General features: G+C 56.8%; 20 protein-coding genes. 10 read left to right on the forward strand and 10 right to left on the reverse strand.

Features of this window, described 5'->3' with window-relative positions:
- Positions 1-95: 95 nt before the first annotated feature.
- The gene (folE, locus tag Poly59_RS17485) at positions 96-743 is read right to left on the reverse strand and encodes a GTP cyclohydrolase I FolE (protein WP_146535425.1); all 648 of its coding nucleotides are present in this window, start codon (positions 741-743) and stop codon (positions 96-98) included.
- A gap of 157 nt (positions 744-900) precedes the next feature.
- The gene (locus tag Poly59_RS17490; protein WP_146535426.1) at positions 901-2,283 is read right to left on the reverse strand and encodes an outer membrane protein assembly factor BamB family protein; all 1,383 of its coding nucleotides are present in this window, start codon (positions 2,281-2,283) and stop codon (positions 901-903) included.
- Between the two features lie 69 nt (positions 2,284-2,352).
- On the opposite strand from Poly59_RS17490, the gene arfB reads away from it, so the two are divergent.
- From arfB to Poly59_RS17530, 8 genes are all read left to right on the forward strand, one after another.
- Positions 2,353-2,784 (forward strand): alternative ribosome rescue aminoacyl-tRNA hydrolase ArfB, encoded by a 432-nt coding sequence (gene arfB / locus Poly59_RS17495; RefSeq protein WP_146535427.1) that lies wholly within the window; start codon positions 2,353-2,355, stop codon positions 2,782-2,784.
- Positions 2,785-2,942: 158 nt separating this feature from the next.
- On the forward strand, positions 2,943-3,680 hold the full coding sequence (locus Poly59_RS17500) for a UvrB/UvrC motif-containing protein (protein WP_146535428.1): 738 nt from the start codon (positions 2,943-2,945) through the stop codon (positions 3,678-3,680).
- 121 nt (positions 3,681-3,801) lie between these two features.
- Positions 3,802-5,232, forward strand: a complete 1,431-nt coding sequence (locus tag Poly59_RS17505) for a sensor histidine kinase (RefSeq protein ID WP_146536066.1) — start codon at positions 3,802-3,804, stop codon at positions 5,230-5,232.
- 84 nt (positions 5,233-5,316) lie between these two features.
- The gene (locus Poly59_RS17510) at positions 5,317-5,940 is read left to right on the forward strand and encodes a response regulator transcription factor (protein WP_146535429.1); all 624 of its coding nucleotides are present in this window, start codon (positions 5,317-5,319) and stop codon (positions 5,938-5,940) included.
- A gap of 133 nt (positions 5,941-6,073) precedes the next feature.
- A complete protein-coding gene (locus Poly59_RS17515; RefSeq protein WP_146535430.1) occupies positions 6,074-6,277 on the forward strand; it encodes a hypothetical protein in 204 nt (67 codons plus the stop codon).
- 51 nt (positions 6,278-6,328) lie between these two features.
- Positions 6,329-7,747, forward strand: coding sequence for a tRNA (N6-isopentenyl adenosine(37)-C2)-methylthiotransferase MiaB (miaB, locus tag Poly59_RS17520; protein ID WP_146535431.1), 1,419 nt, complete (start codon positions 6,329-6,331; stop codon positions 7,745-7,747).
- A gap of 127 nt (positions 7,748-7,874) precedes the next feature.
- Positions 7,875-9,143, forward strand: coding sequence for a M16 family metallopeptidase (locus Poly59_RS17525; RefSeq protein ID WP_246151740.1), 1,269 nt, complete (start codon positions 7,875-7,877; stop codon positions 9,141-9,143).
- Positions 9,144-9,239: 96 nt separating this feature from the next.
- Complete coding sequence (locus Poly59_RS17530; protein ID WP_146535432.1) at positions 9,240-10,475, forward strand: M16 family metallopeptidase; 1,236 nt, start codon at positions 9,240-9,242, stop codon at positions 10,473-10,475.
- Between the two features lie 267 nt (positions 10,476-10,742).
- Here Poly59_RS17530 and Poly59_RS17535 read toward each other — a convergent pair whose 3' ends face one another.
- The 5 genes from Poly59_RS17535 to Poly59_RS17555 form a co-directional block, all read right to left on the reverse strand.
- On the reverse strand, positions 10,743-13,046 hold the full coding sequence (locus tag Poly59_RS17535) for a polyribonucleotide nucleotidyltransferase (protein WP_146535433.1): 2,304 nt from the start codon (positions 13,044-13,046) through the stop codon (positions 10,743-10,745).
- Between the two features lie 346 nt (positions 13,047-13,392).
- On the reverse strand, positions 13,393-13,662 hold the full coding sequence (gene rpsO / locus Poly59_RS17540) for a 30S ribosomal protein S15 (RefSeq protein WP_146457964.1): 270 nt from the start codon (positions 13,660-13,662) through the stop codon (positions 13,393-13,395).
- Positions 13,663-13,826: 164 nt separating this feature from the next.
- Complete coding sequence (cysC, locus tag Poly59_RS17545) at positions 13,827-14,492, reverse strand: adenylyl-sulfate kinase (RefSeq protein ID WP_146535434.1); 666 nt, start codon at positions 14,490-14,492, stop codon at positions 13,827-13,829.
- A gap of 179 nt (positions 14,493-14,671) precedes the next feature.
- A complete protein-coding gene (locus tag Poly59_RS17550; RefSeq protein ID WP_146535435.1) occupies positions 14,672-15,004 on the reverse strand; it encodes a hypothetical protein in 333 nt (110 codons plus the stop codon).
- Between the two features lie 181 nt (positions 15,005-15,185).
- Entirely contained in the window at positions 15,186-18,548 is a 3,363-nt protein-coding gene (locus tag Poly59_RS17555) for a PVC-type heme-binding CxxCH protein (protein WP_146535436.1), read from the reverse strand.
- A 271-nt stretch (positions 18,549-18,819) separates the two neighbouring features.
- Between Poly59_RS17555 and Poly59_RS29640 the strand changes: the two genes are divergently transcribed.
- Together Poly59_RS29640 and Poly59_RS17560 are read left to right on the forward strand one after the other, a co-directional pair.
- Positions 18,820-19,176, forward strand: a complete 357-nt coding sequence (locus Poly59_RS29640; RefSeq protein WP_186776355.1) for a hypothetical protein — start codon at positions 18,820-18,822, stop codon at positions 19,174-19,176.
- Positions 19,173-20,168 carry a metal ABC transporter permease gene (locus tag Poly59_RS17560; protein ID WP_186776356.1) on the forward strand — a complete coding sequence of 332 codons (996 nt, stop codon included), beginning with the start codon at positions 19,173-19,175 and terminating at the stop codon, positions 20,166-20,168. The genes Poly59_RS29640 and Poly59_RS17560 overlap by 4 nt, the downstream gene beginning before the upstream one ends.
- Positions 20,169-20,185: 17 nt before the next feature.
- On the opposite strand, the gene Poly59_RS29645 is transcribed toward Poly59_RS17560, so the two are convergent.
- From Poly59_RS29645 to Poly59_RS17570, 3 genes are all read right to left on the reverse strand, one after another.
- Complete coding sequence (locus Poly59_RS29645) at positions 20,186-20,344, reverse strand: hypothetical protein (protein ID WP_186776357.1); 159 nt, start codon at positions 20,342-20,344, stop codon at positions 20,186-20,188.
- Between the two features lie 124 nt (positions 20,345-20,468).
- On the reverse strand, positions 20,469-21,686 hold the full coding sequence (locus Poly59_RS17565) for a DUF1559 domain-containing protein (RefSeq protein WP_146535438.1): 1,218 nt from the start codon (positions 21,684-21,686) through the stop codon (positions 20,469-20,471).
- A 120-nt stretch (positions 21,687-21,806) separates the two neighbouring features.
- Positions 21,807-23,402 carry an AI-2E family transporter gene (locus Poly59_RS17570; RefSeq protein ID WP_146535439.1) on the reverse strand — a complete coding sequence of 532 codons (1,596 nt, stop codon included), beginning with the start codon at positions 23,400-23,402 and terminating at the stop codon, positions 21,807-21,809.
- Between the last annotated feature and the right edge of the window lie 31 nt (positions 23,403-23,433).

Below are 23,433 nucleotides of genomic sequence, written 5' to 3' on the forward strand. Positions count from 1 at the left end.
CAAGCCGACACAGCGAAGAATCGATCGATCATAAGCACGGGTGATGACCATTGCGACAACCGCTAAACAGGCCACATCATCGCTGTCGTTGTCATTCAACCGACTCGATTGATCAGCCCTAAGACTTCGGCGCGGGACATTGGGTCGTCACGGAATGCGCCTCGCATCGCGCTGGTCAAACAGAGGCTGCCCGGTTTGCGGACTCCCCGCATCGTCATACAACTGTGCGTCGATTCAACGACTACGGCGACACCGCGAGCCGACAAGCGGTCTTCGATTAGGTCGGCGACTGTTTGCGTCAATCGTTCTTGGACTTGCGGGCGACGGGCGACTTCTTCGACGACTCGTGCAAGCTTGCTGAGTCCAACCACTTTGCCGCTTGGCAAATAAGCAATGTGTGCCTTACCGGTAAATGGCAACAGGTGGTGTTCGCACATGCTGCAGAAGCTGATATCGCGAACCAGGACGATTTCGTCGTAATTTTCGGTGAAGACCTTGGCTAAGTGTCGGCCAGGATCGCTTTTCAGGCCCGCGAACATCTCCGCGTACATACGTGCGACTCTGGCCGGCGTTTCAAGCAGTCCTTCGCGGTCGGGATCTTCGCCAACCGCACCCAAAATGACCCGTACCGCGGCTTCGATCGCTTTTAAATCAACCGAATCATTACGGGGCTCATTCGGGTCCGCAAAAAAACGGTGGTCAGAGCTTCCGTTGGAGGGCGTTTCGGTTGCAGATTCGTGCACGTTTTGTTTCCGGGTTATCGTTTTGTTTCGGTCGTATCTTAGCCGAGGTGCCTAGATTCTGCATCGGGATGCTTGCTCGAGGCCATCTTCGGCATATTCACGAAGATTTTACGGCGACGGCTAGTGGTCGCCGCAGAGCGGTTGCTTTCCGCCCGGATCACTCTGATGTCGTCAGCTTTAGGCAAACGACGTGCTCGTCACCCCGAACCATGACGAGGTCGTCCACCACGATGGGGGCTGACCAGCATGGGTAGGCCAGCGCCGGTCGTTCGCCGTCGGAGCGGCTGAGCGGCCAGGTCGCGACCACGTCCAAGCGGTCGGAGTTCGTGCGGATCACCTGAGCTTCGCCGCGTTCTTCCAGTACGATCAGATGGTCGCCAACTCGGGTCGTCGACGATCGAGTTCGTCGGTCGTCGGTCCATTTTACCTCGCCAGTTTTCCAGTCGATGCAGCGCAGGTCACTGTCGGGTGCGTTGCGGCCGCTGCAGCCGTAAAGAAAACCATCGGCCAGAACGGGCGTAGCCCAGTGCGATCGCATCGCTTGGCGTCTGCGGTCACCGGCGGGATCAATCCAAATCGGTTCGGCAGAATCGGCGGTGACTTTTAACAGCACGCTGCCGACCTGGTAACACTCACTAATGAAAACTTCGTCGCCGTCGACAACCGGTACGATGGCATTGACGCTCTCCAAGATTTCGGCGCGATGATCGTATCGCCATTTCACTGAGCCCGTTTCCGGATCGACCAACATCAAACCCCCACGAGCGAACAGCAGCACGTAGGTCTGGCCGTCGATTTGCATCGTTCGCGGGCTGCTATAACTTGCCAGGTCATTGCCACATCGCCAGAGCTCTTGACCATCGTTGCGGTCAAACGCCACCAGCGCAGATCCATTGGGCGAGACCCGGTCCAATCGCATCGGCGCGACGTCTTGGTCGGCGGCCGGGCTGCCGCCGATCATCACGATCACCGCGTCATCAATCACCAGTGGTGACGATCCAACACCAAAGAAGTTTTGCACGACTCCGTATTTCTGGATCGTATCGACCGACCAATTCAGTTTGCCGTCAGAAGTGTTTCGGCAAGCCAGTCGGCCAGCCACGCCTAATGTAAACAACTGTTCGCCATCGATCGTGGGCGAACTGCGCGAACCTTCTTCGTACCCAAACAGGTCTCGATAGACGAGCGGTTGGGCGGCCGTCCAAATCAATTCGCCGGTTTGCAAGTCACGGGCGGTTGTGCGTTCGGTGGGTTGTGATCGATTGGAATCGTCCGCATCAAAGTGGAAGTACCGACCACGGGATACCGCACCAAGTCCGTAACCTAAACCCACATTCGCGGACCATTGGAACGTCGGCGGCACAGTCCAGTCGATTGAGCTTTGCAGTTCGGCGTCGGTGGCTGCTTGGCCGTCGAAGTTTTCGCCCAGCAAGCGAGGCCAGTCGTGGGTGGTTTTCTCGGGCGGAGTCTGCGAATGCGCACAAACTGCCCAGACAAAACAGAGCCCCAAAATCAACATTATGCGGTAAGGTGATGGCATCGTTTGCTTTCGCCTAGCTTCGATTGAACGACCAAGTATGTCACGGAAACGGAAAAGTAGACCAGAATTATGCCCGATTTGTATGTCAACCATCGTTTGACGATATCCGAAAAAGAGATCGGCATCACAACGGCTCGTTCGAGCGGTCCAGGCGGTCAGAACGTCAATAAGGTGAATTCGAAGGTCACGATGCACTGGTCGCCATCGGCTTGCGAATCGCTGGATCCTGCTTGGCGGCGTCGTTTTGTCGCTCGCCAGTCCAATCGCATCAATCGTGAGGGCCAATTGGTGCTGCACAGCGACAAGTATCGGGATCAGGTCCGAAATTTAGCCGATGCACGTCAAAAACTGGTCGACTTATTGCTCGAATGCCAAGATGCCCCGACTCCGCGAAAAGCAACTCGCCCCAGCAGAGCGAGCCAACGGCGTCGAATGGACCAAAAAACACGTGTCTCGCAAAAAAAACGCGGGCGTGGAGGATCTTGGGGGAACGATAGTTAGGCTAGACACTGGCGAAGCGAGAAATTGGGTGCTTGCGGGGACAGGCAGGATGAGCCAAATGGCGCATCGACGGTTCCCCGGACAGGCTCAGTCCCTCAGGCTGCTATACTTCACGCGTATTCTTATCCGACATCTTTTCTCTCCCGTGACACGGATTGATGAAACGAAAAAAACACCTCGATGACCTTTTGTCGACTTGGAAGTTTGATCCGGCGACGCTGAATGTTCGCATGGTCAAAGGAAAAGACGATCGCGACTTGATCCAAATGCGGGTCGATATGGGCGTGTTGCAGTTTGAAACCACTGGTCGCCCTGATGGCGGCGAAGTCCACGGTCACGAAACGGTACTGGAATGGTTGCTGCAAAAGCAATTGGATGACCCTTCGTACATATTGAACGAAGACGAATGTAATGAAGTCGATCGTGAGTTCATGCAGTTCTATCACCGTCGAATTTGTTGGTTGCGATTGGAGTTCTACGCTCGTGCGGTAATGGACGCCGATCACACGCTGCGATTGATGGATGTGACGAACCAAATGAGTCCCGAGGAAGAGTGGACTCAAACGCACGAGCAGTATCGACCGTTCGTTTTGTTCCATCGGACTCAGGCTGATGCGCTTGGTGAACTAGAGGACGATACGGCCGAAGAAGCCGTTCAAGCAATCAATCGCGGATTGGAAACGATGCGCAATTTCTTTACCAAGTATGACGCCGAAGAACATTTTGATTCGGACGAGTTGGTCGTGCGACTAGTCGAGCTTCGCGAGTCCTTGCGAACCGAGTACGAGGTTGGGCAAACGCTGAACGAAAAACTGGAAGCCGCAGTCGCTGGCGAACAGTACGAGTTGGCGGCAAGACTGCGAGATGAGCTGACGCAGCGCGAACTGAATCCATAGACGTTGGGGTGGTTTGACGGAGTCGTTGTTGCATGATTAGCGGCTCGGGCACTTCTATTGAATTCGCGGCGACACCGAAACAAGTTTGGTCTTTATGCGATCGTCTCGTGACTCTCTTTCGATTCCGTTGATCGCGGCGGCACCTTTAGGGTCGTCGAAGTGGTTACTGCATTTGCGTTCGTTTGCGGTCGCCGGGCAATTGGCGACCATCTTGGCGACTCAGTTCTTGACCGCCATACCCCTGCCCTACACGGCGCTGATCGCTTTGGTTGGTTTGACGGCGATTACCAATGTCGTCTACGCATGGTGGCTAAGTCGTCAGGGGCACGAAGATGCGTTCGTACGAATTGACTCGCCAAATTCGCCCATCTCGTCGGACCCGAGTCATGATTCGGGGCACGATTCTGGACTTCGTCACAGTGTGGCGCTGGCGTTGATGCTGTTGGATCTTTTAACATTGACCGCGATGTTGCATTTAAGCGGCGGCGTGGGCAATCCGTTTTGCTTCTTTTACTTTGTCAACTTGGCGGTTGGCGGGGTCATGATTCGGCCGCCGGCGGCTTGGAGTTTGACGGCGACGGCAATCGTCGGATACGTGTTCTTGCTGTTCATTTCGAAGCGGATCGACGGCGTCGGCAGCGATACCGCCGTGGGTGTCGGTTTGAATTCGATTGGTTTGATGCTGGCGTTTTCTGCCTGTGCATCGGTGGTGATCTATTTTGTGACTCGCACGGCAGGTCAGTTGAAGCAGCGCGAGCAACAGTTGCTGCGCGCCCAGGCGGATCAGGCCGCCAGCCATCGGTTGGAAGGTTTGACGACGTTGGCGGCTGGCGCTGCGCATGAACTGGCAACGCCTTTGTCGACCATTGATGTGATCGTTCGTGAATTGTCGCGACATTTGGAAGCCTGCGAAAAACCGAAATCCGTCGACACTGATTTGCGTTTGATCGACGAACAACTGGAAATGTGTCGGCAGATTTTGCAGCGGATGCGATCAGCGGCTGGCGATTCGATGACACCTCATTGGGATCGAACGACGGTGGGTGAATTGATCGATACGGTGCTGGAGGGAATTCGCGATCCGCACCGTGTCGACGTGACCGACGGAACCGATGCCGTCGAAGAGACGCCACTGTGGGTGCCTCAAGAGGCCGTTGCGCAGGCCGTTCGGAATTTGATTCACAACGGGCTCGATGCCAGCGGAGCCGATGGCCGGGTGCGGTTAGAGTCGAAGTTGATGGGCGAGATTCTGCAGTTGTCGGTGATCGATTCTGGTAGTGGGATGACCGTTGAAGTGCTCGATCGAGCGTCAGATCCATTTTTCACCACCAAGGACCCTGGCCGCGGCATCGGGTTGGGGCTGTTTCTGACCCGCAACGTTATTTCACAGTTGGGAGGTGAATTGCAGTTTCATTCCCAGCCGGGTTCGGGGACACAAGTGATCGTGCGGATTCCGCTTGATAACCCACGTCGCGAATACGATTTGCCGCGAAACTATGATTTGCCGACTAGCGATGAAGCCGTCAACGGAGTTCAAAAACGACCGGTTTGAAGGTCGGCTTGGCCGGCGAATCAAGTAGAATGATGGTTTGTTGCTGCCCGTTTCTAAATTCGCCTTTCAGTTGAAGGTTCTGTCATGATTGATCAGCCCACCGAGAACGCCACCGTTTACGACACGGCGATGGTGGGGGCCGAGAGCATCTTGTTGGTCGATGACACGTTTGTGCTTCGCGAGCGGTTGTCGATGGCGATGCAGCAGCGAGGTTTTCACGTCGAAACGGCGGGTAGTTATGACGAGGCGGTTGAGATTTTCAGGATGCGCCCGACGGATTTAGCCGTCTTGGATTTGCGCATGCCGGGCAAGAGCGGCCTGGAATTGCTGCGAAAACTATTGCAGATGAAGCCGACGACGAGAGTGATCATTTTGTCGGGCTTTGGCAGCATTCCGGCTTCGATCGATGCGGTTCGGGCCGGCGCGGTTAACTTTCTTAGCAAGCCGGCCGACGCGGACGACATTCTGGGGGCTTTTGTCCGCGGCGATGACCCATCGGTCCCCGAAGGTGCTCTGGCGTTTCCGGCTCCCTCATTGGCCCGCAACGAGTGGGAGCATATCCACCGGGTGCTGTCGGATTGCGGGGGCAATATCAGCGAAGCGGCTCGCCGGTTGGGCATTCACCGCCGTAGTTTGCAGCGAAAACTGCGAAAACGGGCTCCCGAAGACCCAGCGATGCCACAGTTGATCGACGATGAAGAAGAGTGATTGCCCTAAATTTTGCCACAGAAAATAGCTCACTGGGCGATCGATCGCGGGTCGAAAGCGTCTGCTGAGCCTCTCTGTTATTGGGGCTTGTTAAGTCCTGGCCTACGTTTTGGCCGGCGGGTATCCTTACGGCATGCCAGCGGACATGCTCGAAACGCTATTCACGCCAAAGACCGCACTGTGGTTCGTCGTTGCTGCAATGGCCGCGTCGATTCTGATGGGGGCTTCGAATCGTCGTCGTGCCAAGTTGACGGGTACCTTGAAAGATTACGTCGAGCGTAGCCAATCGGTGCCGAAGAAGGATTTGCCTCCGGATGACCCCCCCGATGCGTCGTAGCTTGCTCGATCTGCAATACTGAACCCCTGACTTCTCAAAAACGAAACTCTGATGTCAAACCGCGTCTACATCAAGACCGTCGGCTGCCAAATGAATGTGTTGGACAGCGAGATGGTGATCGCTGACCTAAAGCGTCACGGATACACCGTCGTCGACTCGGCCGACCAGGCGGATTGTGTGCTGTACAACACCTGCAGCATTCGTGAGCAAGCGGAAGAGAAAACCTACAGTGCTCTCGGCATCATTCGCCAAGAAAAGGAAAAGGATCCCAGCAAAGTCATCGGCGTGATGGGCTGTATGGCGCAAAAGGATCAAGAGCTGGTCTTCAAGCGAGCTCCCTACGTCGACTTGGTGGTCGGCCCCGGTCAGTTGCACACGATCCCGACGCTGTTGGATAAAGTACGCGGCGGCGAAGGCCGCCAAATGGCCGTCTCGCTCGGCCGAAAATCGGGCTCGCAACTAGAGATTGCTCGCAGCCACGAAACGTTCGATCCACTGCGCGATCCAACGATGCGTCCGACTCCGTTCCAAGCGTATCTACGAATCCAAATAGGTTGCGATAAGTTCTGCACTTACTGTGTCGTTCCCAACACTCGTGGTCCTGAACAAGGCCGTGCACCGGAGCAGATTTACGCCGAAGCTAAAATCTTGGCCGAACAGGGAGCGAAAGAAATCACCTTGCTGGGGCAAACTGTCAACAGTTACCGATTCAAGCACGAAGACGGCACTGTCACCGACATGGCGTCTCTGTTGGAACAGTTGCATGACATCGATGGGATCCAGCGGATCAAGTTCGTCACGAATTACCCCAAGGACATGACCGAACGTTTGCTCGAAACGATTCGCGATCTGCCAAAGGTATCTCCCTATTTGCACGTTCCCGCTCAAAGTGGATCCGACGAAGTACTGAAGCGAATGAAACGCGGTTACACCGTTGCTGATTACATGGCAATGATGGAACGGATCGAACGTATTTTGCCCGAAGCCGCAATTAGCAGCGATTTCATTGTGGGTTTCTGTGGCGAAACGGAAGAAGACTTCCAAAAGACGGTCGAGCTAGTCAAACGTTGTCGATACAAAAACAGCTTCATTTTCCAGTACAGTGTTCGCCCCGGCACGAAGGCTTCGGAACGTTTGGAAGACGACGTTCCGCGAGTTGTGAAGTCACGTCGCAATGTCGAGCTGTTAGCCGTTCAAGATGCGATCGCCAAAGAAGACAACCTGAAATTGGTGGGAACGACCGTCGAAGTCTTGGTCGAAGGGCCCAGCAAAAAGGGTGTCAAGAATGATGAAGGTGATCACATCATTCAGATGATCGGGCGCACTCATTGTGACCGCATCGTGGTCTTCGACGGCAACCGCCGACAGGCGGGCCAGTTCATGTCGATTCATATCGACGACGCCAGCAGCCACACGCTGGTGGGTCGAGTCAAAACAGTCGAAGTCGTCTCGATCGGCTCGCTCGTTTGACCTCTAATGCTTTAGTAACTTGTCGCCCTCTCAGGCTGCGTTAGCCCGCTTAGACTGTTGGGGAGCCGACCTGGTTGCACTGATCTGACGGATTCGGCACGTTCGCCGACACGCTAAGTTTTCCACTTTGACTGATAAGGAAGATTCCCTGGACACCCTTTCTGAAACCATTCCGATTCACCGCGAGACATTCCCGAACGGTATGACCGTCTTGGTTCAATCGATGCCGTGGCAGCGGACAGCGGCTTTTTCGTTGTCGCTGCGCAGCGGGGTGCAGGCCGAGCCCGATGATCGTGGTGGGCTGAGCGGATTGGTTTGCGAGATCGTCCAACGCGGTGCTGGTTCGCAAAGCAGCCGTGACTTGGTTGCGATCCAGGATAACTTGGGCATCGATCGTAACTCGGGGGTATCGACGGCGATGGTCTCGTTCACTTGCGCGATGCCAGCGGATTCGCTTGAACCGGCGATCGATCTTTACGCTGACATTGTTCGGCGTCCGCACTTGCCGGCCGACCAATTGGACGATGCACGGATGATGTCGGTGCAAGAGCTGCGTTCGATGGAAGACGAGCCCACTCACCGCGTGATGCGGCGACTTCGCGAACTGCATTACGGTGACCGATTGGGGCGATCGATTTTTGGCACGATCGAAGGGCTCGAATCGATCACTCAAGACGACGTTCGAAACCACTATGTTGATCACTATCACGCGGGCGGCGCGATTCTAGCCGTCGCCGGAAACGTGGATGTGGTGGACGTGGTCGAGTGGGCAAAAGCAAACTTTGGCGATTGGAAGACTGGAACTGCCGCCCCACTTCCAGAGCCGACAGGTAAGGCGACATACGAACACATCACCTCACCGTCTAGCCAAACGCATATCGGATTCGCTTTCGAAAGCATTCCTTACGGTCATCCCGATTACTTTAAGATGCGCGCCGGTGTCGGCATCTTGAGTGACGGAATGAGCAGTCGTTTGTTTGACCGCGTTCGCGAACAGCGTGGGCTGTGTTACACCGTTTCGGCAAGTTGTCATTCGCTAAAGCACTGTGGCGGATTGTTCGGCTATGCGGGCACCACGCCCGAGCGAGCGCAAGAGACATTAGATGTGACGTTGCGAGAAATCGAGCATTTGGTCGATGATTTAGAAGTCGCCGAGCTAGATCGATGGAAGGTGCGGATTCAAAGCGGTTTGATCATGGAACAAGAATCCAGTGCGTCGCGAGCATCGTCGCTGGCGTCGGACTGGTACCAGCTTGGACGCGTGATGACGACGGAAGAAATCGAGTCGGACATTGAATCGTTGACCTTAGAAGATGTCCGCAACTACTGGTTGAATCATCCACCAGCGGATTATCGAATCGTGACCCTCGGACCGGATCCGCTCGTCGTTAACTAGTCGTCTGGCAAATAGTCGTCCATCCGTCAGGCCCTGGCGGACATTGAAATAAGACAGCACCTCGGCCAGGGCCTGGCGCGAGGCTACGAAAACAACATGCCTGAATTCAAACAAGCGACTTTGTCCAACGGTCTGCGAATCGTTGCTGAAACTGATTCCCGTGGTTACTCCGCAGCGATGGGCTACTTCGTTCGGTCGGGGTCGCGCGACGAAGTCGATTTCGAATCTGGTCTCAGTCACTTCCTAGAGCACATGATGTTCAAGGGAACGGCTCGGCGGTCGGCAGCGGATGTCAATCGCGAACTTGACGAGTTGGGTGGTAATAGCAACGCGTATACCAGTGAAGAGCAGACGGTCTACTATGCTACGGTGCTGCCAAAGTTCCAGGATCGGTTGGTCGACCTGCTGACTGACATGCTGAGCCCGTCGCTAGCCGAAGATGATTTTGATACCGAGCGACAGGTGATCTTGGAAGAGATTGCCAAGTATGAAGACCAGCCCCCGTTCGGCGCGTTCGAGCGGGCGATGGAAGTTTACTTTGGTCCGCGAGGATTGGGGCGGCGGGTGTTGGGGACGGCCGAGTCGATCAAGGCGGTCACCGCTGGTGCAATGCGAGACTATTTTAATCGTCGCTATCGGCCAGAAAATATGGTTTTAGCCGCGACCGGCAACGTTGACTTTGACGGGTTGGTGGCCCAGGTCGAATCGCTGACTGAGCACTGGGCGGCGCGGCCGATCGGAACGGATCCCGCCGCGGACGATTTGGCCACGGTTCCCGAAGGAATCGAGTTGGATCGTCGGTTGCCGATTCCCGATGCGAGTCAGGCGTATTTGATTCGGATCTCGTCAGGCCCAAGTATGGCGGACCAAAATCGCTACCCGATGCGGATGCTGGCGTCGGTGGTTGGTGACGAGGGCGGCAGTCGGTTGTTCTGGGAATTGATCGATACGGGCCGCGCCGAGGTGGCGACGGTTTGGCCGCAAGAGTTCTTGGACGCCGGTGCTTGGTTCACGTATCTATCGTGTGCGCCGGAGGACTTGGATTCCAATCGCAAGTTGTTCGACGGTGTGATCAGCGGCGTGGTTGAAAAAGGGATCGAGCAAGACGAGCTGACTCAAGCAATCAACAAATCGGTCGCTGGCATGATCATGCAAAGTGAACGGCCTAGCAATCGGTTGTTTGGGCTGGGCAGTCGTTGGTTGACGATGGGCAAGTATCACAGTCTTGATGATCAGCTTGACTTGCTGCGAGGCGTCACGGTCGAACAAGTTTCGGAGGTGGCGAAACAGTATCTCGTCAACGAGCCTGTTGAGATCATCGCCTGCGAGTGAGGTTTGGCTTGGGCGGCAGGTGCATCACTGCGCTGACGTTTGGGTGCCGCTTGCCGGGGTGCCGTCAAAACGGATTGGCTTACGGTCGCACCGCAGTCTCCGGTTGCGAGCGTTGTTGATTGCTATGCCCTTGCTGCACATTTCTGCCAGTGGCGATGTCGAATTAGCGACCATAAAAAAGCCCGCTGAACTTACTGTTCAGCGGGCTTTTATTTTAGGTTCACTTGCGATCGCCATATTTAGCGATCGAGTTTTGGCATTTCGGGTTTAGCGATCGTTTCGATTGCCGCCACCGCCGTCGCGACTACGGCCACCGCCGCCTCCGCCACCGCTGCGTCCACGTCCGCCGCCACCACCACCGCCGCCGCTTCCGCCGCGTCGTCGTCGAGGGCGATCTTCGTCGGATCCTTCGCCGCCGCCATCGCCATCGCTTCCCGCGTTGGCTTCGACGAGTGCAGCCAATTCGTCTTCGAGGCCTAGCTCTTCTAGGGCTCGGCGACGGCTCAGCTTGACTCGGTCGTGCTCGTCCACGTCGATGACCAAAACCTTCATCGCATCGCCAACGTTGACCAGCTTGTCCATGCTGCTGACATAGCCGCTGCTGATTTCGCTGATGTGGCAAAGTCCGTCGCGGCCGGGCATGATTTCAACAAATGCGCCGAACTCTTTGATGCTGCTGACGATACCGTCATAGATCTTGCCGATCTGAACGGTTGCGGTGCAGGCTTCGACGGCTCGCAGAGCTTCTTCGGCTGTTTCCTTGTTGCTGCTAGCGATCAAGACGGTGCCGTCATCATCGACTTCGATGATCGCACCGGTGCGTTCTTGGATGCCGCGGATGTTCTTGCCGCCGGGGCCGATCAGGGCACCGATCTTGTCGGAAGCAATCTTGGTGCGGAGCAATCGCGGTGCGGTTGCAGCGATTTCGCGGCGAGGACGCGAGATCGTGGTCAGCATCTTGCGAAGGATTTCGATACGAGCTTCACGTGATTGCTTCAGCGTCGCACGGATGATGTCTTCGCTGATTCCGGTGACCTTCAAGTCCAGTTGGATGCCGGTGATACCGTTTTGAGTACCGGCGATCTTGAAGTCCATATCGCCGAAGTGATCTTCGGTTCCAAGGATGTCAGTCAGCAGGCACCAATCGGATTCGCTTTGGCGAACCAGGCCGATCGAGATGCCGGCAACTGGGTTGCTGATCGGAACCCCCGATGCCATCAAGGCAAGAGTCGCACCGCAAACCGATGCCATCGACGATGAACCGTTCGATTCAAGGATGTCGCTGATCACACGGATCGTGTACGGGAAGTCTTCTGCCGACGGCAGCACTGGTGCAACGCTTCGTTCCGCCAAGCAACCGTGACCGATTTCGCGACGGCCAGGGCCACGAATCGGACGGCATTCGCCGACCGAGAAGGATGGGAAGTTATAGTCCAGCATGAACTTCTTGCTGTACTCTTGGGCCAATCCGTCGACGCGTTGCTCGTCACGCGAGGTGCCCAAGGCGATCGTTACGAGCGCCTGAGTTTCGCCACGTTGGAACAACGCCGAGCCGTGGACGCGTGGCAGCAAGTCGGTTTCGCAGTAGATGGCTCGCAGCGATTGGTTGTCGCGACCGTCCGGGCGGGTGCCGGCGGAGATAAGATCGCGAACGACCTTTTCTTCGAGGTCGTGCCAAACCGATTTCAGGCGTTTGATGCAGACCGCGTCGTCGGCTTTTGGGTCCGGAATCACGTCGGCAATGGCTTGGTCGCGAACTTCGCTGCAAGCCGCGTTTCGAGCGGCTTTGCCCGAAGTCTGCATCGCAGAGCGGAAGCGATCGTAGTAGCCGTCGTTGAGTCGCTTGAAGAGTCCATCGTCGGCTGGTGCGATCCATTCTTTCTTGACGGGGTTTACCTTTTGGTAAAGCTCTTCCATCAGGTCGATGACTTCGCGGATCGTGCCATGAGCGAACTTGATGGCTTCCATCATTTCGTCTTCGGGCATTTCGTTGGCAAAGCCTTCGATCATCGCCACTTGATCTCGCGATCCGCTGACGATCATGTCCAGTTCGCTTTGTTCCAGATCATCGTGCGTCGGGAACGCGACCAATTTTCCGTCGACTTTGCCGACGCGGACCGAAGCGATCGGGCCTTGGAATGGCAGTGCGCTGCAATGCAGGGCAGCGCTGGCACCATTCATGGCAAGGACGTCGCCGTCATTTTGCAAGTCGCTTGCGATGACGCAGGCTTGGACTTGAACTTCATCTTTGAAACCGGTGGGCCATAGCGGGCGGATCGGGCGATCCATCAAACGCGAGCTCAGGATTTCTTTGGTGCTTGGGCGGCCTTCTCTTTTTAGGAAACCACCGGGGAACTTGCCGGCCGCAGCCAGTCGTTCGCGGTAATCGCAAGTCAGAGGAAAGAAGTCCAGGCCTGGGCGAGGATCGCTGCTTGCGGTGGCGACCAGGACGACAGTTTCGCCGTACTGGACCAAGACCGCACCGGCGGCTTGTTTGGCCAATTGGCCGGTTTCGAACGACAGCGTGTGTTGTCCGATTTGCTTTTCGACTCGAATTTTCTTTTCAGTCACTTTTTTATTTTCCTTACAACCTACAAAAACTACATTGGATAGCATCCACGGGCTGGGCAACGAGGGCGCAGAGCCGTGGACAAATGGCATGCGAGTGGTGGCCAGTCACAGCAGGCAACCACGCAAGAAGAGACGTTCCGCCGATATTTGCACGCGAAGCGATCGCGTGAATTGATTCGGCGAAAACGTAGCGTCCGACCAGGTACGTCAGAAGAGGCGCGCCGGCAACGAATTGCCAGCACCGCAACCAACCGGGCCGCTAATAGCGAGAGTGGGAAAGCACCCGAGCCGCCCGTTACAGGCGAGTCGGCTGATGCCATCTTCGCTTGGTCGCGGCTCGGACAGGCTATTTACGGATGCCTAGTTTTCCGATGATGTCGAGGTATCGCTGAGGATCCTCGCCACGTACGTAGTCGAGCAAACGCCGACGACGGCTGACTAGCCCCAAAAGACCACGCCGTGAGGCAAAGTCTTTGCGGTGAGTCCGCATATGTTCGGTTAGCCCGTTAATCCGCTCGGTCAAGATGGCAATTTGCACCTCAGGCGAGCCGGTATCAGCATCCGATTTGCGGTGTTCGCTGATAGCCTCGGTTTTTCGCTCTTTCGAGATCGTCATTCGTTTTTTTGTCTGTTACGTCGTTCTTACTCACACATGAATGGGGCGTAGTTTACCGACGGGGGAAGTTTTGGCAACCGCAAATATCAAAGTCCCGCAAGTACGCGGAAATAAGGCGGCCGAAAGGGACAGGGTTTCGTCGTTGGGGCATCAGGCGACACGATTTAAGAAGCGAAAATACCCCGGTTTTTGAGGATTTCGAGTACTTCGGCAGCTTGCTGGGCCGGGGTTTGGCCGTTGCCGCCGTCGAGGTGGATTTCCGGGGATTTTGGGGCTTCGTAGGGATCGCTGATGCCGGTGAAGTTCTTGATTTCGCCTGCTCGCGCCTTTTTGTAGAGGCCTTTGGGGTCGCGGGCTTCGCATATTTCGAGTGGTGTATCGACAAACACCTCAATGAAGTCCCCTTCCCTGCCCGCCTCGATGATGCGGCGAACTCGGTCGCGGTCTCGCAGGTAGGGACTGACGAACGCGGTTAGGGTAATCAGCCCCGCCGACGCCATCAGGGCTGCCAACGAACCGATCCGGCGAATGTTTTCTTCTCGGTCGGTCTCACCAAACCCGAGCCCAAACCGGTCGGCGAATTCGGCTGAGTGTTCTTCGGCAAGCCGCTCGGGCGGGGCGCAAAGGCCGTGCCGGATGTTGTCGCCGTCTAGCAGCATTGTGGCGCGACCAAGTTCGCTGAGTTGACGGTCTAGTTCATTGGCGATCGTGCTTTTGCCGCATCCGCTCAGACCGGTGAACCAAACAACGACTCCCTTTTGGTCGAGGCGAGATTCGCGAGACTCGCGGGTGACGGTGTGTTGGTGCCAAACAATGTCGGACTTGACCATGGGAGGATCGATCGATGGGAGAGGCTCGGTTTGAAATCGAGTCTCAATGATAATCCCGCCGGACGTCGAGGCCTACGCGGCAGCCGGTATCAGCCATTCGATCGACTGGGACGTCGCCCGCGAAAGTGCATGGGCCAGCCGGCAGAGCCAGCATGACGACCGTTGTCACTGGTTTGACCTTAGGCCAGTGCTGGTTGGTCGGTGTAGAGTTCCAGGATTTGGCTCTGCACTTTGACAGCACGCAGCAAGATCCAGAGCTGGTCGGGTGAGAATTGCACCGGGCCATCGCCGCACAGGGCGTCCAGTTCTTCCGCCACGGCAGCGTGTTGGTCCGACGCGGCTTCCAATCGAAAGCTGGCGTTCTTCCAGGCTGCGGTCAGTGTCGCGCAATCGTGCAGTTCGTCTGGATTGCTCGTCTGTGTCAGGATCATCAGCGACAGCCGCGCAACGTCTGTCGGCGACAACGTGGGTTGCAACGCGAGAAGTCGTTCGGCTAGTTCGTGACAAGTCATTGGCAGCGATTACAGCTTTCCCCGGCTCACTCGTTTCAAGTGTGGCCGGAGGACGGATGGCGTCCTAGGCATCGGATAAGAAAAGGTCTCTTTCCAAAACTCTAGGTCGCAGTTCCGTGTTTTGCCAAGAATCGTTCGCGAAATTCGCAAGCATCCAAAGCCTGCCGCACGGGCTGGGGGGCTATTCGACGTCTGTGGCGGCTCGCGGGTCGACTTTCAGGCTGGCCAGATAAGCGACCAAATCCCGCAAATCGCGGGCTGTCATATGCTTGGTCAAGTCGTCTGGCATCGAGCTCTTGCCCTTTCGCCGAGCCTCAATTTCCTCGGTCGGAATTTGGATTTGACTGCCGTCATTTTGAATCAGTTCAATGAAGTCATCGTCCTCTGACTTGACGATGCCCGAAAAGACCTGTCCCGAATCGTTGGCGACCACGGCGGTTTCAAAGCCTTCGGCGATTTTCGCGTCGGGGGTACAGATCGCTTCCAGGAGGTAGCGGCGATCTCGCGTCTTTCCGATCACGGTCAAGTTCGGGCCAACCTCGCCACCGGCTCGGTCAACCTTGTGACAACGCAAACACGACAGTTCGGTCTTTTCGAAAAACAGTTTGCCGCCGCGAGCCACGTCGCCACCTTCCAGCGACGTCAGCCACTGGGCAAGTGGATCGTTCTCGGCCAGCGAACTCTGGTGATCGGCCAATCGCTTGCCGAGATCATCGTCTAGGGCGCCTTTGTTTGCCTGTGCCGCTTCCAAAACGTTCAGTTGCACATCGGCAGGAATCGAGCCATCTAAGTAGCCGTTCACGCCTGCTTTGATTGCGGCAGCAGCTTCGGGCGCTGCGTTATTGCCCAAGATGTCCCATCCCAATTGGCGGACTTCGACACTGCGGCTGTTGGTGGCATCGACGAACTTCGTGATCGAGTTGGTCGCGTCAAGTTTGGCAAGTACGCCCAACGCCGCTTGGACCAATTCATTCGGCGGGTTCATCGGCACCTCGCTTGCCAGTTTCACCGCAGTTGCAGGGGCGAGTCTGGCCAACGCTTTAAGTGCAGTCGCTCGGTTGGCAGAGCGTTGTTTGTTGTCAGCGATTCGCTGGGTCAACATCGGTGCGATCTTGCTGATGCCCAAGCCGGACGCCACTTCAATCGCCTTTTCTCGCACGGTATCTTGCGACGTCATCAGGATGTCAATTTGTGGAGTCAGCGCCGCCGCCGCGTCAGCGCGAGGCCGAGCGTTGCTTGCTCGGTAGGCACAGGTGACTCGGTCGCGCGGGTCGGGTTGTTCCCAGTTGGCCAGCATGTCGAGGGCCTCGATTCGCATGTCGGCCGGTGCCGAAACGCGGCCGGCATATTGGGCCAACGCGATTGCGTTGGCGGCGTTGCCTAGTCGGTAGTTTGCGTTCAAGACTCGCCGTGTCAGTTGGGGATCGGCCGATTCCTTTTCGATCAGTGAAGCGAGTGATTGCAGGGCCATCGGCACGGGTTGATCGTGGATTGCGCGGGCTGCTTCCAGCACAACTAGCGGGCTGGCGTCGGCTAGAAATTTCGACAAAACACCGCTCTTTTGCCGGCGAAGTGCGACGACAGCTGCGCGGCGAACCGATTCGTTTGGATGCGTTGTCAATTCGCCGATCGATTTGCTTGAGATCGCGCTGGCCAGGTAGCTGACGCCAGCATGACGCAGCGCCGGATCGGCGTTGTCGTTGGAGGCCAGGATTCCGACTACCTCACCGATTGCTTCGCCGTCTTTCAGCTTGCCCAAGGCAATCATCGCCGCATAACGGACTCGGTCCGATTCATCGGTCAGCATGTCGCGAAGTTGTCCGGCGGTCGCAGTTGCGCCGCGATCGCCGAGCACTTTGGCAACGCTTGATCGCACGATCGCATCGGCATCGCCAGCTAGGTTTAGCACGGACTGGACGATCGCATCGGCGATGTCCGGGTTTTGCCGGGCAATTTGGCCGGCGCCCCAGATCGCGTGCAAGCGAGTGGTCGTTTTGGACTCCGTTTCGCCGGCGATCGACAGCAACGTTTCCGCGTCGCCCCGTTTGGCCAATTCCCACTGAGATTCGAATCGAACTCGGCGGTCAACATGGCTAAGCAATTGACCCAGTTTCGCTGAATCGTGCTCGCTCCAATTACTCGCCAACAACGACTGGACTTCGGCAACAATCGGATTGCCCTGCTCTTTCGCGTCGCTGATTTGATAGACGCGGCCTTTGCCCAGACCGACCCAGCCGTCGACCCAGTCGCTGACGTACAGTTTTCCGTCGGGACCAAAGGCTATGTCGGTGGCAAGGACGGTCCAGATTGGGTCCGAGTCTTCGCCGAACTTGTAGAACGCTCCGTCGGCTTCGAGATTGAACGAGCGAATGCCGCTGTTGGCTGGTCCGCCACGGAAGTCGCTGATCAGAAATTTGTCTTTCAACTGGTCGCCGAAGCCTGTTCCCGGATAGAACGCCAAGCCACTGGGGCCGTCGGTAAAGTTGGTGATCGGGGGAACGATGTAGGCGGGTTGCTCGTTGTGAAACGGCTCCCAGATTCGCTCGCGATTGAAGGGGCCGCGGTCGGGCAAGTACTGGTAATGCATCCGCCAACCCGAATCGCCGCCTTCGAGAATATTGACGACGCGAGCCTTGTCACCACTGTCGCTGTTGTTGTCGACCGAAAACAGGTCGCCGTAATCGTTAAATGCGAGTTCTTGGGGGTTCCGCAGGCCGGTTGCAAAGACTTCTAGTCCCGAACCATCCATTTCGCATCGAAAAACGGCACCCGATTGAGGATCGGCAAGGACATCGCCACCGGCGGTCGTGACATGATACCCACGGTCACCAATGCTGAAGTAAAGGCGTCCGTCTGGACCGACGATCATGCCGTGCAGGTCGTGGCCACGGAACGCAACGTGGACGCCATAGCCATCGGAAAGGGCGATTCGCTGGTCGGCAATGCCATCATCGTCTTGGTCCACCAGTTTCCACAGTTTGGGAATGCAGGTGTAGTAAATGGCGTCGCCGCGAGCCAAAACGCCCGCTCCGGTGCCTTCTTCGATGCCGTTGAAACCGTTGGCCAAGATCGAGACTTTATCGACTCGCCCGTCGCCGTCGGTGTCTTCGAGCCGGCGGATTCGGTCGTCATGTTGGGCGTACGTCACAGCCGCCTCGCCGAGCAATCGTTTGTGATAGTCGATCCGGTCCTGGACGGTTTCAGCCGCTAAATCAGCCAACAACCAGGCATCGTCGTGGCCGCGGTTGTCGGTCACGCCGCGGTCTTGGCGGAAAGTTTCGCATACAAACATGCGGCCGCGATTGTCGATATCAAACGCGACGACATTTGCGACATCAGGCTCGGCTGCGTAAAGTTCGATCGTCCAGCCTTCGGGGATTCGAATGCCAGCCATCGACTCAGTGGCTTCGGCCGAAGCACTGGCCACGTCGGGGTCGAGCGGCGCGGGCTGTTTGAAATCTGCAGCGAAACAGGCTCCGAGCGAAACTGCAGCATGCAAGCTCGCGAGACGAATTAGGTGGTGTCCGAACGTGGATTTCGGCATTCAATCGATCCTATTGGTTCATTCAGATGGCTGCGAGTATCAGTGGCGCGGTGCAGGGACGCACCGCACAGGGACACCGGGCGATAGTGACACCGAGCGATAGTATCGGTGACACCGCGTGATGGGTGAAGGCGCCACCGAAGCACGTCCGAGTGAGTTAAGATCAATCGCATCGCCATGGTTCCTAAGACCCTCCTAGGATAGTCGGCTTTCAATCCGATTGACAACGAACTTTATTGATCCTTTGCCCTAGCCCCACAACCGTTCTCGCATGACCTCTTCTGAATCTGGCGAATCCATTCGCATCGGTTCACCTTTCGCCGTCGATCCGGTCGCCGCGGATCCCATTTCGGGCGATCTGACGGCGTCGCCGACGGTGATCGAACCGGTGATGGATGTCGGCTCGCTGCGCTACACGGCGATGGGAGCGACCGCGGCGTCAGCGATGGTCGTTGGTTTTGCCGCCGCAGCATGGGGATGGTTTCCAGCCGGCGGCGCGGCGATCGCCGCGCTGGGATGTGGGTTGTCAATTTTTGGCATGTTTTCGGTCTATCGTTTCACTGCGATGGGGCTGTTGGCCGTTCATCTGTTTTTGTTCGTGGCCAATTATGGGCAGGCCTTGAAATGATCGATGCGCCGTCCAGTCTTGTGTTGATGGGTGAGATGCCGGTTTGGTCGTCGATTGACACTTGGATCATTTTGACGTCGTCCCTGGTCGCGGCAGCCAGCGCGATTCCTGGTTGCTTTTTGTTTTTGCGAAAGCAAAGCATGATCGCCGATGCGCTGACCCACGCGGCTTTGCCAGGCGTCGTGATTGCATTCATCTTGGCGGGTTATTTGCAGGCGTTCGGCGTCTTTGCCGGCGACAGCGGTTGGGCGTTCCGCCAGTCGATGATGTTTGGCGGTGCCATGGTGGCGGGACTGTTGACGGCGTATCTGATCGAGTGGGTTGCCGCGTCGGGATGGATTCGTGGCGATGCGGCGATGGGCGTGGTCTTCACGACTTTGTTTGCGATCGGGCTGATCTTGCTGCGACAGTTTGCGGATAAGAGCGACGTCGATCTGGAATGCGTGCTCTATGGACAGCTTGACACGATTGGGCTGGCCCGCGGGGTTCCGCCCGAAGCGCTCACGTGTGCAGTGATCTTGGTGATCAACATTGTCTTGGTGACCGTGTTGTTCAAAGAGTTATTGCTGACAACCTTTGATCCGCAATTGGCAGGAACCTTGGGGCTGCGTCCCAAGTGGATGCACTATGGATTGATGACCGTCACGACGGCAACCATCGTGACCGCGTTCGAAGTGGTGGGCAGCATTTTGGCGATCGGCATGCTGGTGATTCCTCCATCGACGGCTTTCTTTATCAGTCGCCGCCTTCGCCCCATGATTTTGGTTTCCATGGGGGCCGGAGTGTCGGCCTGTGTGCTGGGACACTTGGCTGCGATCACTCTGCCGGGGCCGATTACTCAAGCCCTAGGGCTGCCGCAGGTCGAAAGCGTGACGACGGCGGGCGCGATTGTGATCACGGCGACCTTGCAGATGTTGGTCGCGATGATGATCGGTCCCGAAAGAGGAATTCTGGTTGACCGATTCCGCGCCGCCGGTCAGACGGCGCGGTAAGAAACGGTGTAACCGCCCTACTCTTCCAGTTCGGTCGCTTCGGGCGCGGGGTTATCGTCGACCCATTGGCTTAGCTCGTCTTGTTGGGCTGCGGGCGCAGGTTCTGGCGTTCCGCCGCAGCCGACGAGAGTGGAAAGTGACAACAGGAACAATGCGAGGAAAGCAAAATGTTTCATAGGGTTATTTCAGTAAAGGTATAGCGGGGAAATGGCCGGGATCAGGAAAGCACGGCACGGCCAGTAGCGGAAAGCTACCGGCCGTGCATCGTTGCTCGAATCTCACAGAAAGCAGGTTACCGAACTACTCGATCGTGACGTCGGTTTCACTCGAAGCTCGAGTGCCCAGAGCACCCCAAAGCCCGAAAGGACTCTTCGAGCCAGGTGGCACCAACGCGGCTGGAGTGCCAACGTGGGCGCTGCTGCGGTTTCCTGCTTCGATCGAATCGGTCACGAACTTGACCGCGCCGTCACCCATCAAAACGTGAACGCCACCTTGGTGGCGACTGCTGGGCGGCAGCAGCCCGGTGTTGAAGTTGTTGGTGTCCATGCAGATCAGGCCGTTGGGCGGCAAAATCGTATTGAAAACGCCCCAGATCGAGCGGCTCATCGCCCACTTCAAACCACGCCGTTGCTCGGCATCGGTTCCACCACCTTGAAGTGGCACAACGGTGAAGCCGGGCCTCCAAAATTGCGGACGCAGCGGATCCACTTCATCGTCGCATAGCAGGTTGCCGTTCGCTTGGCGGACGTTTCCTTGCGAGTGAGCACCGCGGGTTCGGGTGTCGTTGTCGCCTAGGTCACTTGCGATCTCGCCGGCCATGATGGTGTTCGACAAACCGTCCGTGATGTCACGAAAAGCTGATTTCTCGCGGGGGACAAATACGCCTCGGCAAGAAGCTTGGCGATTGATTGCGGCCTGCGTACTTGCCGTGTTTCCGCTGTCACCGATGCTGCCGTTGATTTGTTCGGCTGAATCACCTTGGCAAGCGACGTAATTCGTTCGGCCTTGGCCGGGCAAGCCGACACCGGGATCGCTGGGGCAGCGGAAGCCAGGGATTTCCGTCAACCAGGGGTCGTAGCGCGTGACTGCGTGATGCGCCAACCAACGTCGTGGACCAGGTCCCATCGGCGGGAAGATCGCGCCCGATGCCGGGTCTTGGAAAGGATTGCTGATCTGTTCCCAAATGGCTTGTTGCTCGATGAACGGGGTCAGGCCAACCAACCAGCTCAATTCCAATCGGCTACTTGCACCTGGAGCGGCAGCAACCGTTGGCCCGTCAGGATTACCACCGCGGTTAGGTGTTCCCGTGCCTTGGGTCGGCAAACGCTTGTACGCCGAGTGATAGTTGTGGACGGCCAAGCCGATTTGCTTGAAGTTGTTGCTGCAGCTCATCCGACGAGCCGCTTCGCGAGCCGCTTGAACGGCGGGCAACAAGAGCCCAACCAGAACGCCGATGATCGCGATCACGACCAGCAACTCGACCAGTGTGAACGCAGATCTGTCTCGGGACAATTTCATAGATACCACCTATCAAGAATTGAGGAATGGGCGGTAATGCCGCCTAGTGACCCAATAGTAGGCCGATGGCTGCCCTCACACCTTAACGAAAGGGCCGGTGATTAGCATTATCGTGCCAACTTAGATGGCAATGTCCGCTTGGTCCGACTCCGGCGCTGACTCGAGTGCCACCTTCGAGTCTCGGCCAGCCAATTCGTGGTTCAGAATCTCTAGCAGCGTTTGCAGAAACACCACCACCATTGGGCCAACCAAGATCCCAATCGGGCCGAATACCGTTACGCCACCCAAGACACTCAGCAGTGCAAAAAGCGGGTGGAGCGTCGAGCGGCCGTGCAGCACGTACATCTTGATCACATTGTCGATCGATGACACGATCGCCGCGCCGTAGATTGCCAAAATAATCGCGGCGGTCCAGCGTTGGTCAACAGCGCCCAAGTAGATGGCACACGGAACCCACACCGAAGCGGCACCTAGAAACGGAACCAGTGCCATCAAAGAAGTGATCAGAAACAACAAGATGATCGATTCGAATCCGCAAAACCAAAATGCGATCGCTGATAAGACGCCCTGAACCAACGCGCTCAACACGCTCGCCAATACGACTGCACGACTGGTCCGATCGAATTCCATCAATAGTCGTTCTTCGTAGGCATCGTCCAGTGGGCTTAGCCGCATCAAGGTTTGGATCATCGCCGGCCCGTCGATCAGAAAGAAGTAAACCGCGATCACCAGCACGGCTAATCCAACCAGGATCTGAATCAGGTAACTGCCCGTCGCGCTGGTCAAGCTGACAAAGCGAGGCTGCAGAGTTTCGCGAATTCGCGATGAGAGGTTCTTCAAGTCTTCGGCACTCGGGTTGGCCAGCAATCGCATTTGGCTAGTGAAAGTGCCGCCCAGTTTGGCTCGCATCCAACTGCGAATCGCTGCCGACGCATTCAGGCTCTGTTGGTGGAATGTTTCCTCGGCGTCCAATTGATCAACCACGCCCTCCTCGGCCGGGCTAAGTTGCCTCTTGACCGATGCCTTTAGTTCTTCGAGTCTCTCTTTTGCGCTGTCGGCGAACGCGTCTGCGGTAACTGGTCCTTCGACTTCTGTCTGCAGAAAATCGACCAACGTGAACGCTTCCTGAATGTTCAGAAGCACCGCTTCCGATTCGTCGGCCGTGTCCAGCGAATCGCTCAGTTCATCCAGACGCCTGAATTGCTCGGCATGTGGCAGCGAGATCCCCAACTGGTCGCGGCCACGATCCAAGGCCTTCTTCAAGTCTTGGAAATTCACTTGGCTCACCATGGCGGTGAATTGGCTGGTGGCGACCGAGATGATCAAAATCAGCGGCATCAACACGACGGCCAGCACCAAAGTCGTCGTCGCCAAAGCCGAAACGCGAGGACGACGCCCTGTCTTTATCAGGATCCACTGGTGAACCGGACGAAAGATCACGACCAGCAGTGCAGCTAGGAACAGAGGGACAAAGAATCCTGCCATCACTTTGTAGAACAACGCACCGACCGCTATGATCCCCAGGATCAGCATCACGACCGACAGAATTCGCGACAGCGACGGAAGCTGGTCAATCAGCTTCAACGAGTTCGGGACGCTGTCCGATTCGGTGGTCGTGTTCGAACCCAGCGTTGGGGGTGGCGACGGTGCGGTTTGAGGTGCCGTTGCTTCGGGGGGACTTGCTTCGGGCGATTTCTTGCGTCGTCGGTTGGTCATCGGGGCGAACTCTGGACGGAAGAAACGGGGC

Source organism: Rubripirellula reticaptiva (assembly GCF_007860175.1).
GTDB lineage: Bacteria > Planctomycetota > Planctomycetia > Pirellulales > Pirellulaceae > Rubripirellula > Rubripirellula reticaptiva.

What these genes read in the sequence shown, in the direction of transcription:
- Poly59_RS17490 (WP_146535426.1), bottom strand. Translation starts at nt 2,283, where the DNA reads ATGCCATCACCTTACCGCATAATGTTGATTTTGGGGCTCTGTTTTGTC.
- arfB (WP_146535427.1), top strand. Translation starts at nt 2,353, where the DNA reads ATGCCCGATTTGTATGTCAACCATCGTTTGACGATATCCGAAAAAGAG.
- Poly59_RS17500 (WP_146535428.1), top strand. Translation starts at nt 2,943, where the DNA reads ATGAAACGAAAAAAACACCTCGATGACCTTTTGTCGACTTGGAAGTTT.
- Poly59_RS17510 (WP_146535429.1), top strand. Translation starts at nt 5,317, where the DNA reads ATGATTGATCAGCCCACCGAGAACGCCACCGTTTACGACACGGCGATG.
- Poly59_RS17515 (WP_146535430.1), top strand. Translation starts at nt 6,074, where the DNA reads ATGCCAGCGGACATGCTCGAAACGCTATTCACGCCAAAGACCGCACTG.
- miaB (WP_146535431.1), top strand. Translation starts at nt 6,329, where the DNA reads ATGTCAAACCGCGTCTACATCAAGACCGTCGGCTGCCAAATGAATGTG.
- Poly59_RS17530 (WP_146535432.1), top strand. Translation starts at nt 9,240, where the DNA reads ATGCCTGAATTCAAACAAGCGACTTTGTCCAACGGTCTGCGAATCGTT.
- rpsO (WP_146457964.1), bottom strand. Translation starts at nt 13,662, where the DNA reads ATGACGATCTCGAAAGAGCGAAAAACCGAGGCTATCAGCGAACACCGC.
- cysC (WP_146535434.1), bottom strand. Translation starts at nt 14,492, where the DNA reads ATGGTCAAGTCCGACATTGTTTGGCACCAACACACCGTCACCCGCGAG.
- Poly59_RS17550 (WP_146535435.1), bottom strand. Translation starts at nt 15,004, where the DNA reads ATGACTTGTCACGAACTAGCCGAACGACTTCTCGCGTTGCAACCCACG.
- Poly59_RS17555 (WP_146535436.1), bottom strand. Translation starts at nt 18,548, where the DNA reads ATGCCGAAATCCACGTTCGGACACCACCTAATTCGTCTCGCGAGCTTG.
- Poly59_RS29640 (WP_186776355.1), top strand. Translation starts at nt 18,820, where the DNA reads ATGACCTCTTCTGAATCTGGCGAATCCATTCGCATCGGTTCACCTTTC.
- Poly59_RS17560 (WP_186776356.1), top strand. Translation starts at nt 19,173, where the DNA reads ATGATCGATGCGCCGTCCAGTCTTGTGTTGATGGGTGAGATGCCGGTT.
- Poly59_RS29645 (WP_186776357.1), bottom strand. Translation starts at nt 20,344, where the DNA reads ATGAAACATTTTGCTTTCCTCGCATTGTTCCTGTTGTCACTTTCCACT.
- Poly59_RS17565 (WP_146535438.1), bottom strand. Translation starts at nt 21,686, where the DNA reads ATGAAATTGTCCCGAGACAGATCTGCGTTCACACTGGTCGAGTTGCTG.
- Poly59_RS17570 (WP_146535439.1), bottom strand. Translation starts at nt 23,402, where the DNA reads ATGACCAACCGACGACGCAAGAAATCGCCCGAAGCAAGTCCCCCCGAA.